General features: G+C 35.8%; 13 protein-coding genes and 2 tRNA genes. 12 read left to right on the top strand and 3 right to left on the bottom strand.

The genetic code is table 11. The annotated features are described in order from the left end of the window. The first annotated feature begins 25 nt into the window (after positions 1-25). From FHR29_RS21415 to FHR29_RS21445, 7 genes are all read left to right on the top strand, one after another. A complete protein-coding gene (locus tag FHR29_RS21415; protein WP_183917155.1) occupies positions 26-454 on the top strand; it encodes an SRPBCC domain-containing protein in 429 nt (142 codons plus the stop codon). A gap of 399 nt (positions 455-853) precedes the next feature. After that, positions 854-1456, top strand: a complete 603-nt coding sequence (locus tag FHR29_RS21420; protein WP_021188558.1) for a TetR/AcrR family transcriptional regulator — start codon at positions 854-856, stop codon at positions 1454-1456. Between the two features lie 92 nt (positions 1457-1548). Then, on the top strand, positions 1549-4302 hold the full coding sequence (locus FHR29_RS21425; protein ID WP_183917157.1) for a carboxypeptidase-like regulatory domain-containing protein: 2754 nt from the start codon (positions 1549-1551) through the stop codon (positions 4300-4302). A gap of 37 nt (positions 4303-4339) precedes the next feature. Beyond that, positions 4340-5626, top strand: a complete 1287-nt coding sequence (locus tag FHR29_RS21430; RefSeq protein ID WP_132770974.1) for a parallel beta-helix domain-containing protein — start codon at positions 4340-4342, stop codon at positions 5624-5626. Positions 5627-5628: 2 nt separating this feature from the next. Next, entirely contained in the window at positions 5629-6702 is a 1074-nt protein-coding gene (locus FHR29_RS21435) for an SO2930 family diheme c-type cytochrome (RefSeq protein ID WP_183917159.1), read from the top strand. 40 nt (positions 6703-6742) lie between these two features. Continuing rightward, positions 6743-8143 carry an aldehyde dehydrogenase family protein gene (locus tag FHR29_RS21440; protein ID WP_183917161.1) on the top strand — a complete coding sequence of 467 codons (1401 nt, stop codon included), beginning with the start codon at positions 6743-6745 and terminating at the stop codon, positions 8141-8143. Positions 8144-8251: 108 nt separating this feature from the next. Next, entirely contained in the window at positions 8252-9352 is a 1101-nt protein-coding gene (locus FHR29_RS21445; RefSeq protein WP_183917163.1) for an alpha/beta fold hydrolase, read from the top strand. Positions 9353-9584: 232 nt separating this feature from the next. Here FHR29_RS21445 and FHR29_RS21450 read toward each other — a convergent pair. Both FHR29_RS21450 and FHR29_RS21455 read right to left on the bottom strand, forming a co-directional pair. After that, positions 9585-9658 (bottom strand) — tRNA-Met (locus FHR29_RS21450). Between the two features lie 304 nt (positions 9659-9962). Then, positions 9963-10036: transfer RNA gene (locus FHR29_RS21455), tRNA-Met, on the bottom strand. 60 nt (positions 10037-10096) lie between these two features. On the opposite strand from FHR29_RS21455, the gene FHR29_RS21460 reads away from it, so the two are divergent. From FHR29_RS21460 to FHR29_RS21480, 5 genes are all read left to right on the top strand, one after another. Then, on the top strand, positions 10097-10474 hold the full coding sequence (locus FHR29_RS21460) for an START-like domain-containing protein (protein ID WP_021192118.1): 378 nt from the start codon (positions 10097-10099) through the stop codon (positions 10472-10474). Between the two features lie 91 nt (positions 10475-10565). Then, a complete protein-coding gene (locus FHR29_RS21465; RefSeq protein ID WP_183917165.1) occupies positions 10566-12041 on the top strand; it encodes an LptF/LptG family permease in 1476 nt (491 codons plus the stop codon). Between the two features lie 77 nt (positions 12042-12118). Then, positions 12119-13333, top strand: coding sequence for a bifunctional 3,4-dihydroxy-2-butanone-4-phosphate synthase/GTP cyclohydrolase II (locus tag FHR29_RS21470; protein WP_132842993.1), 1215 nt, complete (start codon positions 12119-12121; stop codon positions 13331-13333). A gap of 56 nt (positions 13334-13389) precedes the next feature. Continuing rightward, a complete protein-coding gene (locus tag FHR29_RS21475) occupies positions 13390-13788 on the top strand; it encodes a thiol-disulfide oxidoreductase DCC family protein (RefSeq protein WP_183917167.1) in 399 nt (132 codons plus the stop codon). Positions 13789-13799: 11 nt separating this feature from the next. Then, positions 13800-15230, top strand: a complete 1431-nt coding sequence (locus FHR29_RS21480) for an NAD-dependent succinate-semialdehyde dehydrogenase (RefSeq protein ID WP_183917169.1) — start codon at positions 13800-13802, stop codon at positions 15228-15230. Positions 15231-15326: 96 nt separating this feature from the next. Here FHR29_RS21480 and FHR29_RS21485 read toward each other — a convergent pair whose 3' ends face one another. Next, positions 15327-16217 carry a sugar phosphate isomerase/epimerase gene (locus FHR29_RS21485; RefSeq protein ID WP_183917171.1) on the bottom strand — a complete coding sequence of 297 codons (891 nt, stop codon included), beginning with the start codon at positions 16215-16217 and terminating at the stop codon, positions 15327-15329. Positions 16218-16302: the final 85 nt, after the last annotated feature.

A 16302-nucleotide genomic window follows, 5' to 3' on the forward strand; every position in this document is an offset into this window, starting at 1 on the left:
ACTAATTCCTTATAAATTACAAATTATGTCAACAATTACAGTCAGTGCCGATATAAATGCCCCCTTAGAATATGTCTGGAAACTATTTAGCAAACCAGAGCATATTATTCACTGGAATGCTGCAAGCGATGATTGGGAAACAACAAGCGTAAGCAATGATTTGCGAAATGGAGGTCGATTCAGTTTTCACATGGCCGCAAAGGATAAAAGTTTTGATTTTAATTTTGAAGGACAATATGATGAAGTGAGGCCTCTTAGGCATATAGCATATACCCTTGGAGATAACCGAAAGGTAAGTACTACATTTTTTGAAAACAAAAACGTGGTAACAATCGTTCAGAGTTTTGATAGCGAAACCTCACATTCCGAAGAACAACAACACTCGGGGTGGCAGGCCATCCTCAATAACTTTAAAAAATACGTTGAAGCACAATTTCAGCAAAAAGATGCTTAACCCTAATTAAGCATAGAAGAATTACGGGGGCTATGGCCCCCGTATTTTATTATTCAAAACATCTTACCTTGGGTCCTGATGAACTTCAACAAATAACCAAGTAGCTTAAATCTATAGATCTTAAAGAAAATATGGTATATTTTAATGATATGCTTTCAAAAATAACATTCCCTCTTTCTTTCACTCCTTATTATTGATAATCATGTGTACTAATCCTAATTAACCATCATCTTATCTATTTTGATAAAGAAAAAATAAAGATGATGATCAATAAAAAACTATTAATACCTTAATTTTATTAAGTTTAAAAAATTAAAACACGTTATTTTCAACTTTTCAAACTTTTTAATAAAATGTTTGGAAAATTGAATTTGTATTTATAACTTTAGTCTAAGCAATATGAGTAAGAAAGAAGAAGTAAAGAAAAAAATTGGTAAATCAGCAATGGAATGTTTTGCGAAATTCGGTTTGGACAAAACAACCCTTGAAGATATTGCCAAAGCTGTTGGCCTCAATAAAACATCATTATACTATTACTATAAAAGCAAAGAAGATATATTCATCGAGGTAGCATTAGAAGAAGGCGAAAACTATATTCATTCGCTACAAAGTGCTACGATTCAAAAAGTAGGAATTGAAAATAGAACTGCATTTTATCTCGAATCACGATTCAATTATTATAAAAATGTATTGAACATGAATCGCGTTTCAGTAGAATCAATGGGTAAATTACTTCCGCGATTCTTCGAGCTATATGATGCCTTGATGATTCGAGAAAAAGCATTCCTCACACAGCTATTGGAAGAAGCAGTTAAAGAGGGAGAATTGGAATTAAAAGATCCGAAAAATACAGCTTCCGTACTGATCAATTTTTCTAATGCACTAAAACACAGCGTAGAGCAACAGGCTATACTAAAACAAGAGCCTGAAATTGATTATTCGCAAAGTCTGCAAGACACCAAATTTTTAGTGTCTTTGATTTTTAAAGGAATTAAAAAGTAGCCGCAATGTAGTATTCGATAGAAACTAGAGAAAGGGTAAAAGCTATTTTTGATATTTTTTAATGTTGTTGCTAAAACTAACCAATTATAAATATGAAAAAGGTCCTTTTACTCAATCTGATCCTTTATCTCTGTATGTCCGGCACAGTCCTCGCGCAGAGCCTTATTAAAGGAAGCATTAAAAACAGCACCACCAATGAAGCCGCATACGCGATCTCGATTCGCGTTAAAAATGGCACCGATGGCACGTATAGTGACGATCGGGGTAGGTTTCAATTGAAAACCTCTAAATCACTTCCGATCACATTATTGATTTCCTCAATAGGTTATGAACCTCAAGAATTCATCGTAGAAAGTTTTTCAACACCATTAGAACTCCTTTTAAAACCAGCCCAGATTCTTGGCCAAGAAGTCGTCGTCTCGGCAAGCAGAACAGTTCAAAATAAACTGTCATCTCCAGTTACCATCGAACAGATCAGTGCCAAAGATGTCGTTAACTCCCCGCAACTCAATTACATGGATATGATGCAAGGACTAAAGGGAGTAGACGTAACTGTCTCTAGTCTTGGCTTTACCAGTGTAACAACTAGAGGTTTCAATACAAGCGGTAATACTAATTTTACCCAAATCGTAGATGGTATGGACAACCAGGCACCCGGGCTAAATTTCCCGCTTGGCTCTGCAATTGGTCTAACCCAGCTCAATGTGGATAATATTGAACTTCTTTCAGGAGCATCCTCTGCATTATATGGTTCAAGGGGATTAAATGGAACTATGGTTATGACGGGTAAAGATCCATTCAAATACCAAGGAATTAGCGTGTTAATCACTCAAGGGGTCAATCACATCAATAATAAGAAAAAAAATGACCCTGTATCACCTTCCCCCTATTACGATTGGACAATTCGCTTCGCCAAAAAAATAAATGATAAAATCGCCTTCAAAATAAATACACAATATACTCAGGCTAAAGATTGGGTCGCCAATGATGCTAGCAATAAAAATGGACCAGGAACCAGCCTAACTGATCCCAACTACAATGGCGTAAATTTTTACGGAGGCTCTACCTCCACCGATATTTCTCCCTTTCTACAGGCAGCACTTGCCGGAAATCCGGATCTAGCCCCTATTATAGAACCACTACTGAGTAAACCCAACTATGTTGCTCGTACCGGATATCCAGAATATGGATACTTAGACAATACCGCCAAACTTTTTAAAATAAATGGAGAATTACGTTATAAGATAAGCCCTAAAATAGAAGCCATAGCATCAGGAACTTTCGGCACTGGAAATATCGTTTACACCAATGATACCCGATATCAACTAAAAGGTTTCAAAGTAGGACAGTACAGATTGGAATTAAAAAGCGACAACTGGTTTGTCCGAACCTATACTACCCAAGAAAATTCTGGCCGTACATTAGTAGCAGGACCTACAGCGCAATACATTAATGAGTCTTGGAAAACAAGCTATGATGGAGAAGCTGGTGGTTGGTATCCTGAGTATACATACCAACTGATCAATTCACTTGCCGGAGGAGCAGCACTCAATGATGCACACTTAGCTGCGCGAGCATTTGCAGATCAGGGACGAGCAGAGTTAGGCACTCCGCTATTCAATCGACTTAGAGATAGTATCACAAGTACACCTATTTCAGAAGGGGGTACACTCTTTCTTGATCGTAGTAAATTATACAATACCGAAGCCCAATACAACTTCAGTAATCAAATCAAATTTATGACTGTTATTGCCGGAGTCAATTGGCGTTTATATAATTTAAACAGTAAAAACACCCTATTTCCTGATAAAGATAAACCCATAAATGTAAATGAATATAGTGCATACGTGCAAATGGCGAAAAAAGTAGCTGAAGAACGATTGAACATAGCAGCTTCATTTAGATATGATAAAAACACGCTGTTCTCCTCACCAAAAGTTACATCGCGGGCGTCCCTGGTTTTCGAAGCAATGAACCAAAATTTCATTCGCTTCTCCTACCAAAATGCCTATAGCTTTCCTTCGAATATACAAGCCTTGCAAAATACTTTAAATGGATACAACAGCTATTCATCTGGAGGTTCATCACGCTTACTAAACGATAATTATCAATTTGACAAGTACCCACCATATGTCTATGAAAGTGTACTCAAGTTTCAAGAAACAGGTGATCCAGGTGTACTTGAAAAATTTCAATATGACGACATCAAACCGCAATCAGTAAATGCTTTTGAATTGGGTTATGCTGCCTTATTGGGCAATAGATTTATGATTGATATCCTAGGATATTTCTCCACTTGGAAGAATTTCATTGGCTATGCCAATGTAGCAAACACACCAGGGAATGATGATGTTAACGCCTTAAAAGATCACAGCACTTACATACAGTATAACATTGCTTTTAATGGAGGTGAGACAGTAAATACCTATGGTTATGCCGCCAGTTTAAGTGTTGACATGGGATATAACTTTTTGGGTAAAATTAATTACTATTCCGACTACCTGAAAAATAAAAATGATAGTCAGATCAATAATTTTAATACACCAAATTATCATATCAATATGGAATTTGGAAACAGTGGCTTTGGTAAAAAACAAGTTTGGTCATTCAATACAAGTTTACGGTACAAACCCGGATATCATTATGTCGTATCGGGAGGATTAGCTTCGGGAGAAGTACCAAGTTCTGCAGTAATAGATGCACAAATTAGTTATAAGTTGATCAAAGCACGCTCAGGAATTCGTCTCGGTGCAACTAACATAACCAATAAATACTATTCAACTGGAATCGCAAATCCCAGAATTGGAGCAGTATATTATGTCACCTATGCTTATAATATATTATAACCAACCCTAACCTTTAACCTTATAAACCATAACCATTATGAAACAATCATTTTATCTAAAGCTTACTTTACTATTTATGATAGTAGGAATGATAAGCTCCTGTAAAGGAACAAAAGAACAGCAGGACAACTATGCTAATATCTTGACTTTTAAACCTGGCGAAGAAGCAAAGATTGAAGAAGCATTCTTATCAATAAAAGACAGTACAAGTATTTTACTTCAGGCAGGTAATTACAAATTTGACAATTTAAGTATCGTACAGGTCAAACATATTTTAATTCATGGAGAAGGCCATGATAAAACGGTCCTCAATTTTTCCAGTCAAACGCAAGGCGGAGAAGGTATCCGAGTTACCGATGTCAAAGGATTTACTATCGAGAACATGACCATTCGTGACTCTAAAGGTGATTTGTTAAAAATCAGCAATAGTAGTGATGTGAAAGTTGCAAATTTACATGCGCTATGGAGTCAAGCAGATTCGACAAGTGGAGGCTATGCGATTTATCCTGTGCTCTGCAAAAATGTCCTTGTTGAAAATTGCTATACAGAAGGTTCTTCAGATGCAGGAATCTATGTAGGCCAAACAGACGGCGCAATTGTTCGCAATTGTAAGGCAGCCAAAAATGTGGCCGGATGTGAAATTGAAAATACATCTAATGCAGAAGTATATAATAATGAATTTTATAACAATACAGCAGGATTTCTAATTTTTGATTTGCCAGACTTATCGAAAAGGGGTGGTAAAGTAAAAGTTTATAACAACAACATTTATGACAACAATTTTAGAAATTTTGCTAAAAGCGGAAGTTTTGGTACCTCTTGGGGAGTAGGAAATGCTTCGCCCGGAAGTGGTATTATCATCCTGGCAGCTTCAGATATTGAAATCTACGACAATAAAATTACTGGAAACAATACCGCAGCAATTACAATTGCATCAGGCTTTGCAACAGATGACAAAGCTGCAGAAAAAATTAATGCCAACTATTCTCCTATTTCCAAAAACATTAAAATACACAGCAATAAACTTGAAATGGGACCAGAATTTCCAAAACCCGCATTCGAACATCGAATTGGACAAGTATTAGTTGCAACTCAAGAACAACTAAATAAATTGGACCCTAATCGCAAATTTAAAAGAATTCCATTAATCGTATATGACGGTTTCAGTAGTAATGTATTAACAAAAGGAACAGCATTAAATCCAGATTCTATCTGTATCCATCAACCTGAAGAAAATCTATTTGTAAACGCTGACTTCCAAAATGTTGCAAAGCCGGAAAACTGGAAACCAAATACGGATAGTGCACCATTTCAATGTAAATGATCATGCAAAAGTCTTACCTTTTAACCATAAGCATCTTGCTCAGCACATTCCTAATTTTGCTCATGCATCAAGGATGCAATAACACAAATAAAGCAAAATCCGATAATAGTAGTGAAGGGTTTACATTTAAGGAAAAACTTTCAGATTACGGATTTTTTAAAGGAAACCTTAAAAATTTAGAACCAGTAAAAGGCGTTACCAGATATGATTTAAGTACACCCTTATTTACAGACTATGCTATAAAAGATCGATTTATTTTACTTCCGCACGGAAAGCAGATCAACTATAGGGCTAGTGGCCCCTTAGAATTTCCAGATTCAAGCATTATCATCAAAAATTTTGCTTATACTAATGAGGCGCACCAAAAGATCATGATTGAAACCCGGTTATTAGTGAAAGATCCCAAAAATAAAAAATGGATAGTCATGAATTACCTTTGGAATAAAGAACAGACCGATGCCATTAGACACATTACAGGAGCTAAAGTACCGATTACTTTACTTGATGAAAATGGGAATAAACATGTCACTAATTATATGGTTCCAAATACAAATGATTGCAAAAGGTGTCATACTAACAACGGTACACTAACACCAATAGGTCCAAAAGCAAGAAATTTGAACTTTATTCCTAAAGATCAAATGAACAACCAGCTAACAAAATGGACTTTAGAAGGTAAACTCGTTGGCTTACCCGAAATTTCAAAAGTAGCACAGTTACCAGTATGGACAGATAATAAACATTACAGTTTAGAGAAGCGGGCACGTGCATATTTAGATATTAATTGTGCACATTGTCATACAAAAGGTGGCGATGCATTTAATACTGGTCTATTTTTGGATTATGAAGAAAATAATCCAAATCATTTAGGCATAAAAAAAGCACCCGTTTCAGCTGGAGGAGGAGCTGGAGGATTAGATTTTGATATCATTCCCGGAAATCCAACGCAGTCTATTCTACTACATCGCATGAATAGTGTAGAACCTGGAACAGCAATGCCAGAACTCGCGCGTACCATCATTCATAAAGAAGGAGTTGCATTGATCCGAGAATGGATACAGCAATTGCCACAATAAAAATAACTTTTGAAGCATAGCTTATAAACATACTTGACTAATGACAGATCATATCCAAACCATTTTTGAACTTCAGCAAAAAAACAAAGCTGTACTCCAATGGAGTACAGCACAACAACGTATATTAAAATTACGTCGATTAAAAACTGCAATTGAAGAATTTGAAGAACAGATCTACGATGCATTACAGACTGATCTAAGAAAAAGTAAATTTGAGTCCGCCCTTACGGAAGTATTTTTCGCACTCAGTGAAATTGATTTTGCCATCAAGAATTTAAAACAATGGATGAAGCCAAAAAGGGTCCGCAGGACATTGACAAGTATATTGGCAACAAATCGCATATATCAGCAACCAAGAGGCGTATGTCTTATAATTGCACCTTGGAACTATCCATTTCAACTGATTATGAGTCCATTAATATCTGCAATTGCAGCTGGAAACTGCATCATATTAAAACCTTCAGAAATCAGCTCTGCAACGAGTAATGTCATCACGCAATTAATTAAAAATACTTTTCAAGAAGAGGACATAGCTTGCTTCGAAGGAGATCGTTCTATTTCAGAATTCCTACTTCAGCTTCCTTTTGATCACATATTCTTTACAGGAAGTACTACGGTAGGAAAAGCTGTTATGCAGGCAGCTTCCAAAAATCTAAGTACCGTTACACTCGAATTAGGAGGAAAATCACCAGTCATCATTGACGAAACCGCCGATATAAAAGATGCTGCTTCAAAAATTGCTTGGGGCAAGCTCATCAATGCAGGTCAGACCTGCATTGCACCTGATCATGTATTTATACAAAGATCCAAACTTGAAGAGTTTATACAGCAGTACAAAGAAGCTGTTAGCCGTCAGTTTTTTAATGACCAACAGCAACTGGATATGGCACAATATAGTAAGATCATCAATCGACAACATGCCGAAAGATTAGTGGGATTGATCACTGATGCTGTAGACAATGGGGCCTCCATAGCTTGGGGAGGAGAAGTACTGTGGCCCGAATTGACCATTTATCCTACCCTCCTATCTCATGTATCGCTAGACAGCAAAATTATGCAGGAAGAAATCTTTGGCCCAATACTCCCCGTTATTCCCTATGACGATCTAGAGATGCCATTAAATATCATCAATAGCAAGAGTAAACCTTTGGCCCTATACATTTTCAGTAAAAATAAACTTACCGTAAAACGCTTGTTAAAAAGCACGAGTTCAGGTGGCGCGTGTATAAATGATGTTGTCATCCATGTTTCTAACCCAAACCTTCCTTTTGGAGGCGTAAATGGTAGCGGAATGGGAAGTTGTCATGGCATTTTCGGCTTTAAAACATTTTCACATGAAAGGTCAGTAGCTTTTCAATCAGCATTCAACATGTCGCAACTTATCTATCCTCCTTATACAAAAAAAGAATGGGTGATGAAATTACTTCGAAAATTTATGTAAGGATAAGAATATTCACTTATTTTTTTACGAGCTGATTATACACTATCTTTAACAGTCAAAATTAGCTTTGATTCCTGTATGTTAAACTTCTTAAAATCAAAAATTACAATGGTACCCACAAAGTGCCATAGATCAATTCATGTCCTTTTCCATTTCATTTTACTTATCGGCTGCTTATCATGCGCAGCCTCGCTTGCTCAAGAAATAGATAAAACTCAACTTAAACTTCATTATGAATCTGCTACAAAACAGTTCAATACTTATGAGCAAAAATATCGCAGGACTACAAAGACTAAAAATGTAAATTTATCCTATCTCCAATGGGGCGACAATCAAAATAAAACTAAAGTGCTAATATGGCTCCATGGCAGTCTAAGTAACGCTTACGAATTTGCTCCTTTTGCATTAGACCTTGTCAAAATCGGTTACCGTATTATTTCAATAGATCAATATAATGCCGGAAAAACTCCTTTGGCACCATTTGATGCTTCATTCGATGATCTCTGTATTGACATCAAATCATTAATGGACACTTTAGAAATTCAACATGCTATTATAGGAGGATTTTCCCGTGGAGGCTACCTAGCAACAAATTTTTATAAACTGTTTCCTACATATGTCGCAGGTTTAATACTGGAGGATGGCGGATCAGTAGCCTTTAATACCAGCTACTTCAAGTTGAATAAAAGACAATTAGAACAAAAATTACAAGAAGTCAATCTCCCTGCTGACATAGAAGAAAAGTATTTCGGCTTTTATAACGATCAATTTGCTGCCTATAAAAGCCTTTATGATGACAGCAATAAATCAGATCAATTTGAAATCTTAAGTTTTTTGAAACCGCTAGATCAAAAATGGATCACCTACCGCGGACAACAAGAATACTATCATATGCGAGACAGTCTACAGATGTCAGAAGCAATATTCGGCAATCCCAATGTCAGTAAATATGCTTCCTCCATTATAAAAATAGCTCCATTTGAAATATTTAAACAAGTAGACATTCCTGTCCTCATACTAGATGCAATTTCAGTTCACGATCCTATGCCTGTTTATGCAGAAAACAAAATACTTGCTGAAAAGCATTCCAACTTCATCAAACATATTGCTTTTGAAAATGTGGATCACAATATTCATTTCGCATATCCTGAGCAATTTCTAAAAGTTATTACTAAATTCTTAAACGAAGTAAAATTAACTACAGACTGAACTAACGGTGGTAAAGAGCATGAAACTAGAATAGGATCCGGAAATATACTACTACCGCTTGCAAGATCATTGTACAAATGGTACTCCCGGCTATAGTGCACCGCCAGTCATTCCCAAGTTAAACTGTTTTGATATAATAGTATTTTTTTAAGAACAATAAAGAAGTAGATACCGTATCACCAAATTTAGGCATAAAAAAAGGAGACAACTAATATATAGTGTCTCCTTTAAGTAGCGGGGAGCAGGATCGAACTGCCGACCTCAGGGTTATGAATCCTGCGCTCTAACCATCTGAGCTACCCCGCCGTTTTTCGGTATGCAAATATAGCAATAACACTTCAAATAAAAAGCTTTTTTTTATTTTTTTTCACTGTTTTAGCGCCTTAGCGCACAAAAAAAACGCAATTACTTTATAATGAAACAAATAGTAATAATAAAAAAAACAAAAGTGAGAACATAAAATATCAGTAGCTTAAGCATGCAATATTTTTAATTTTTAAAATCGAAAAGTTTTTTGTAAAATAATTGCAAAGACAAAATAAATATGTATTATTACAATAATATATATAAGTATAACCAATGCACAGTTAGAAAGTATGTTAGAGTTTTGTAGCGGGGAGCAGAATCGAACTGCCGACCTCAGGGTTATGAATCCTGCGCTCTAACCATCTGAGCTACCCCGCCGTTTTTGGGAATGCAAATATAGATTTTTTTAAGTAAATAAAAAATAAATATTCATATAATATGGCTGAAAAAATAAAATTGAACTTAGAATATATAGTAAATTCTTCACCTAGGATTTTATTCCCCTATTTACAGGAGCCAAATGCCTTATCACAATGGTTTGCCGATGATGTCAATTACCGCGAATCTATTTATGAATTTATTTGGGATGATGAAGGTCAAAAAGCCAAAATTGTAAATGTTAAAGAAAACAAACTAATCCGCTATAAATGGCTTGAGGACGAGCCTTATTACTTTGAACTAGAAATTGATCAGGACGAATTAACAAATGATGTAGCACTCCGCATTACTGATTTTGCAAAAGAAGAAGATGTAGAAAATCGCAAAATGATCTGGAATAATTCAATTGAGTATCTCCAAAGTGTAATTGGAGGATAAAAAAGTATATCTTTGCATCTTAATAAGGTCTATTAAATAGATCTCTAAAGCTTCAAAAATATCATAGCTTTAGAAAGGAACATATGATCGGATGAAAAAGATTTATTTACTTATTCTTAAATCCTTTATAAAGCCATTTTTCGTCACTTTTTGTATTGTGATGTTTGTGCTTTTAATGCTTTTCTTATTTAAATACATAGATGATTTAATAGGTAAAGGTTTTGAATGGTATGTCATACTGAAACTAATCGGCTATCAATGTGCGGTTCAGATCTCTATGGCTATGCCACTTTCTATGCTATTGTCATCCATTATGACTTTTGGTAATCTTGGAGAGAGTTACGAACTAGTTGCCATCAAAGCAGCAGGAGTTTCACTCAGAAGAGCCATGACTCCTTTATTCATTTTAGTAGGTTTTTTCAGTTTAAGCTCATTTCTCTTTTCGGATTACATTTTACCTATCGTAAATTTAAAGATGGGTTCATTATTATATGATGTCCGCAATAAAAAGGCTGATTTTTTAATAAAACCTGGTATTTTCAATAATACTATTCCAGGTTATTCAATACGAGCAAAAGGTAAAAATGAGAATGGTACAATCCTGTACGATTTGATGATTTACGATAATCAAGGTGGAAATGCTGGCAATACGGTTTTAATCGCTAAAGAAGGATTTATTTATAATTCTCCTGATAATAGCTATATGATCTTAAAACTTAAAGATGGAATTCGCTATGAAGATGCACGCGTAAAAAGTTCTAAAAGCTACGATCCCCGTCAGCAGTTCACGAGATTTAAATTTAAAGAAACTGAGCAAAAATTTGATATGGAATGGAATAAGATGCAACGAACAGATGAAAATTTGTTTAAGAGCCATCACGCCATGTTAAACTTAAAACAGTTAAAAGTGTATACCGATTCTAATAAAATGAAGTTAGACAGTCTTAAGCACTCTCTCTCGCTTACTGTAGATAATCGTTTTAATCTATATTCTCCATATTTTAATACCCTAGAAGGAGGCAAAAAGATAAAACCTGCTTCGGTAAAACCTTTTAATAATTTATTAGAAGATCTTGTTCTTCCCGAACAGCGTGCACAGATTACAGGAAATGCGTTGAGTCAGTTAAACTACATGAAAGACGATTTGAGTAACAAATTGCCTGATTACAAAGATTTAAATGGCAAAGACATCCGGTACCGCATTGAGTTTCATCGGAAATTTACATTAGCTGTCTCATGTCTTTTATTATTTGCTATTGGTGCGCCTTTAGGAGCTATTATTCGTAAAGGTGGGCTTGGTCTACCTGTTATCATGGCTATTATATTCTTTCTTATTTACCACATTATTTCTACCGTAGCAGAAAAATCCGCAAAGGACGGTGCAATTTCACCTATTTTAGGAATGTGGATGGCCATTATCATATTATCGCCATTAGCTGGATTTTTAACGTATAAATCAACCACTGACTCGGCCTTATTTGATATTGATCAGTACAAAATAAAAGCTGAAGCTGGATTGAATTGGATTAAAAGTAAGATTGGTAAAAAGAAGGCAAAATTGCAATAATAAGCTCATTTTGACTTGCACATTATAATTAAAAGAGAATACTACAGTACCTTTGTATAAATACATTTAAGATATCAATGGATTTCAAATTAAACACGATTGAAGAAGCAATCGAAGATATAAAAGCTGGCAAAGTGATCATCGTAGTGGATGATGAAGACCGCGAAAATGAAGGTGATTTTGTTACTGCAGCCAGAAATGCAACACCAGAAGTGATCAACTTCATGGCAACTCACGGAAGAGGGTTAGTCTGCGCTCCTTTAACAAAAGAGCGTTGTGATGAATTGAATTTAGAATTAATGGTAGGTAAAAATACCGCTGTTTATGAGACTAACTTCACTGTTTCAGTTGACTTACAAGGTTACGGTTGTACAACAGGAATTTCAGCATCAGATCGTTCAAAAACGATCAAAGCGCTTATTGATCCTAATATTGATCCTGTTGAGCTTGGACGTCCAGGACATATTTTCCCACTAATTGCAAAAGATGGTGGTGTTTTACGTCGTACAGGACACACAGAAGCTACTGTGGATCTAGCTCGCCTTGCTGGTTTCGAACCTGCAGGTGTATTGGTCGAAATTTTAAAAGAAGATGGTGAAATGGCTAGACTTCCGGAATTAATGGAAGTAGCAAAGCGATTTGATTTAAAAATTGTAAGTATTGAAGACCTAATCGAATATCGTCTTAAACATGATTCACTTATCGTCGAAGAAGTTCAAGTGGATATGCCAACAGCATTTGGTGATTTCAAATTGAAAGCTTACACTCAAAAAGATACAGGAGAACATCATCTCGCGCTTTATAAAGGGGAATGGACAGAAGACGAACCAATTCTAGTACGCGTACATAGCTCTTGTCTTACAGGAGACATCTTTGGCTCTTGCCGTTGCGACTGTGGCCCACAATTGCACAAAGCAATGGAAATGATCCAACAAGAAGGTAAAGGGGTTATTGTTTACATGAATCAAGAAGGTCGTGGAATAGGCCTTGTTAATAAATTACAAGCGTACAAACTGCAAGAAAATGGAGTTGATACTGTTGATGCCAATACACAATTAGGTTTCAAAGCCGATTTACGCGATTACGGAATCGGAGCACAAATCTTACGCAATCTAGGAGTAACAAAAATGCGTTTAATGTCTAACAATCCTGCAAAAAGAGCTGGATTAGTAGGTTATGGATTAGAAATCGTAGATAATGTTGCTATAGAAATCAAATCAAATCCTTATAACGAGCAATATTTAAAAACTAAAAGAGATCGAATGGGACATACCATTATGAAGAATCTTTAATCATACTTGTAAAAGGGAGTTCGGAAGTTCTCCCTTTTTATTTATAATTTCAATTGATGAAAGCAGATATTAAACAGCTTATTTTATTTGATGGGGTCTGCAATTTTTGCAACAATACAGTCAATTTTATCATCAAGAAAGACAAAAAAGATCAGTTTAGATTTGCTTCCCTACAGTCTAAAATTGCACAGGATTTTATCAGCGGTCTGCCGTCAAATACAGACTCCATTGTATACGTTAGAAATCAAAAGGTTTTAGTAAAAAGTACTGCGGCATTATATATCGCAATGGATTTAGGATACCCCTTTAAAATCCTTGCTATTTTCAGGTTGATACCAACTTCCTGGCGAGACAGTTGTTATGATTATATCGCGAAAAATAGGTATCGCTGGTTTGGTAAAATAGATCAATGCGAAATACCAACAGAACAAAACCGCAAAAAATTCATCACATAAATATAAAAGCTATGAAAAATCCCTTATTGCTTAATCAAGCATATATAAATGGAAAATTCATTTCCCACACAAAGACATTCAATGTTATCAATCCTGCCACAGGAAATCTTATAGACACCGTTCCAGATTTAGAAATCGCTTCATGTAAAAAAGCAATAACCGCAGCAGAAAAAGCTTGGGTGACCTGGCGTAAAACAGCTGCTGTGGACCGATGCAACCTTGTTAGAAAATGGTACGAATTAATCCTAAAAAATAAAGTCGATCTAGCTGAAATTATAACGCTAGAAAGTGGAAAACCGTTAAAGGAATCCTTAACTGAAGTTGACTATGGTAATTCTTTTGTCGAATGGTTTGCCGAAGAAGGAAAACGTGCTTATGGAGAAACAATACCAATTGCTCAAAATGGAAATCGAATGATGACGATAAAGCAAGGCATAGGTGTTGTAGCTGCCATTACACCCTGGAATTTTCCTTTAGCGATGGTAACACGTAAAGTAGCACCGGCGCTAGCGGCAGGGTGTACTATTATTTTAAAGCCCGCTTCACAAACCCCATTCTCAGCAATTGCATTGGCAAAATTAGCCGAAGAAGCAGGTATTCCTAAAGGTGTATTTAATGTGGTAACAAGTAAAGACAGTTCTGGTTTTGGCAAAGAACTAGCGACCAACACGACCATACGGAAACTCTCATTTACAGGTTCAACCGAAGTAGGAAAAACATTAACAATTCAAGCCGCCTCTAATATCAAAAAAGTATCTATGGAGTTAGGGGGCAATGCGCCATTCATTGTTTTTGATGATGCAGATATAGATGCCGCGGTAAAAGGAGCAATTGCAGGTAAGTTTCGTAATTCAGGCCAGACCTGTGTATCCATTAATAGGTTCTATATTCAGGAAACAGTATATCATGCTTTTGCTGAAAAACTTACAGCAGCAGTGAAAGAATTGAAAGTAGGTAATGGATTGGATAAAGACGTACAAGTCGGCCCACTAATTAATGAAAAAGGTTTAGAAAAGGTAAAACAGCACATTTCAGATGCCCTAAAGCATGGCGCAAAAATTACAACAGGAGGCAACACTTTAACTGGACTTTTCTTTGAACCTACAGTACTTACAGATTTACCTCATGATGTACTTATAGCACAAGAAGAAACCTTTGGCCCCATATGCGCTCTATTTAAATTCACCACAGAAGAGTCCGTTATTCAATTAGCCAATGACACACCATTTGGTCTAGCCTCATACTTCTACAGTCAAAACATCAGCCGCTGTTTTCGTGTTGCCGAACAATTAGAAGCAGGAATGGTCGGTATTAATACCGGATTAATTTCAAATGCTGCGGCACCATTTGGAGGAGTTAAAGAATCAGGAGTCGGTAGAGAAGGATCCAAACATGGATTGGATGAATACATGGAAATAAAATATCTTTGCATCGCTGAATAATAAGAAGGACATTAACATGCAAATAAATTAAAAAAGAAAAGCACGAGTCAAAATGACTCGTGCTTTTCTTTTTTATAATTCAATAGACCTGATATACTATTTAGCGTAGCTAGCTTGCACATATGGTGCGGCTAAAAGATAATCGATACTTTCTTTCAAGCCTTTTTCCAAATCAACAGAAACCTCTTCAAGTTCAACAAATATATGCTTCACTCCTGCAGTTTTAGCATTCTTAAAGATTGCATCAAATCCAACCATACCACTTTGACCAATTTCACGGCGATCTTTGATATGAAGAGCAGTAAATCTTCCTGGATATTTATTAAAATAATCTACAGGGCTAGATCTACCAATAACTGTCCAATAAACATCCATTTCAAAAAATACATCTTGCGGATTTGTATGTTCAATCATATAGTCCAACATGATAACTTTATCTTCCACTTTCTGAAACTCATGAGCATGATTGTGATAGCCATACTTAAGACCATTTTGACGACATAATTTACCAACCTCATTTAGATATTTACATTGCGTGTCTAGATCTTTAATTGTTTTTGGAACTTCCATCCATGGAGTAACAATATATTGCATACCAGCCGCCTTATGTGCCTCTATCGCTTTACTCCACCATTCCAATGCTTTTGAAAAATCTCCAGAAGCTAATTCTCCATTGGAAAGATTTCTAGTGGCATGGGATGAAACAACTTTCATTCCCGCCTTCTCAACTTTACTCTTAAAATCCTGTGGAGAGTTATTATAAAATTTCCCGTCGCTAAATCCTGCGGCTTCAACTGCCGTATATCCCATGGCCGACAATTTTTTCAATACAGGAAAGTAATCTGCATCATTTTTAATCAAACTTCGAACAGAATACAATTGCAAGCCAATATCTTTCTTTTTCAATGTTTGAGCAACACTGTCGAATCCAGTAAGACTAGATCCTGCCATCAAAAGGACAGCTACTAAAAATTTTAATTTCTTCATAATTTATTTTTCTAAAAATCTTCCGTAAAAACATTATTGAACTTTATTAAATAATGTTTATTCATTGTAAATAGTAATAAAGACT

Source organism: Sphingobacterium sp. JUb56 (genome assembly GCF_014191365.1).
Taxonomy (GTDB): Bacteria; Bacteroidota; Bacteroidia; order Sphingobacteriales; family Sphingobacteriaceae; genus Sphingobacterium; species Sphingobacterium anhuiense.